This is a genomic window from Mesorhizobium sp. M2A.F.Ca.ET.067.02.1.1, from assembly GCF_004023285.1.
GTDB lineage: Bacteria > Pseudomonadota > Alphaproteobacteria > Rhizobiales > Rhizobiaceae > Mesorhizobium.
The window spans coordinates 1-1,489 of sequence record NZ_RZSB01001065.1 but is presented as its reverse complement, the minus strand read 5'-3'; the positions used below and the strand labels follow the sequence as shown (position 1 = coordinate 1,489).

General features: G+C 56.9%; 1 protein-coding gene. It reads right to left on the bottom strand.

Translation table 11 applies throughout. From position 1 onward, the window contains the following. Nucleotides 1–431: 431 nt before the first annotated feature. Nucleotides 432–1,489: hybrid-cluster NAD(P)-dependent oxidoreductase (locus EOA28_RS35440; protein ID WP_210214993.1), on the bottom strand; the 1,058-nt coding region annotated here is incomplete at its 5' end.

Below are 1,489 nucleotides of genomic sequence, written 5' to 3'. Positions count from 1 at the left end.
GCCTGCTTCTCCGTGCTGTTGCTGAGTAGCTGTCTCGACAATTCATTGATTTCGGGGCCGCTCTAACCCACGCTCCGGTATGACAATGGGATCGCAAAATCCATTTCGGTCCTTTGTCGCTCGTTTAATTGGTCACACTATCAGCAGAGCTGACCCGCCGGATCATGGGTTGCAACGTTATGCGGGTTCGGCTCGACGGCAGCTTTGCGCCGCATCTCAGTCAGCGGTCTCTTTGACCGTGGACGACAGCTTTGCGCCGCACATGCCTGAGAGGTCAGCTTTGCCGCTCATGAAAGCAAATGCCGCTGGCGCCGCGCTGGAACCTGGAACCTGCTCTTCTACGCTTGACCTTGACACTGCACCAGGCACACCGCCAAGGCCGCCAAATGTTAAGGCCATTGGCCATATCGCCGTTTAGAATGTCGACCGACTCAAAGATCGACTGAGACCGTCCCTTGCGCGCGGCTGCAACAGGCCAGGATATAACCCGCAGATTTCTCTTCGGACGTCAGGCCGCCAAGATCACACATCGCGACTTCACCTGAGAGCTTGGCTATTCGGCAAGTGCCGCAAACTCCTTGTTGGCATGCGGTGGGAACATAGACACCGCATTTGCGCGCTGCATCCAGTAGGGTCTCTCCGGGCGCGCAGCGATGTTCTAATCCAGACTTGGCGAAATGGACAAAGGACGAAATGGCAAAGTCATCCGGAGCAACACCGCTAGGGTACCCTCCGAAGCTCTCCTCGTAATAGGCCAGCGGTTTAACGCCAACCTCATCAAAACCATCTCGCAGCGCCGTCATGTAAGGTTCTGGGCCGCACGTGTAGACTGCGCGCTTTGCAAGATCGGGAACAAGGCGCAGGAGCATGGAGCCGTCTATCCGGCCGCTCGGTCCCGTCCGCGAGGGACCTCCCTTCGAACAAAGGAATGTTACGCCGAGGTTGGGAAATCGGGCAGCGAGTGCATCGAGTTCCGATCTGAAAATGATATCGCGTGGCGAGCGCACGCTGTAGATGAGACGAAGGTCCAAATCGAATGCTCGATCTGTCAACAATCGCACCATCGACATGAGAGGCGTGATCCCGCTGCCGCCCGCGAGAAAGAGAAGCTTTGCGCTAGCAAAGCCATCGAGTTTGAACGAACCCAGTGGGCCTTCAATCCTGATCTCGTCGCCGGACCGCAGATTGTCATGGAGCCAATTGGAAACGAGCCCGCCAGGTGTCCGCTTTACCGTAATCTGCAAATCAAGTGGACGGGTCGGTGGAGAGGCAACGGAATAGGGTCGCGTCACCTCGAGCCCATCAATGCTGAGGCGAAGAAGCACGTATTGCCCCGCATTGAAGCAGAACATGCGGTCCGACGCAGCCGAAAAGACAAACGTTTTCACGTTGTGCGTCTCGTCGATCACGCGACTGCAGAGCATTACCTGCGGCGATGCGTCGGACCGCATGTTCTGCTTCAATGCGGGGCAATACGTGCTTCTTCGCC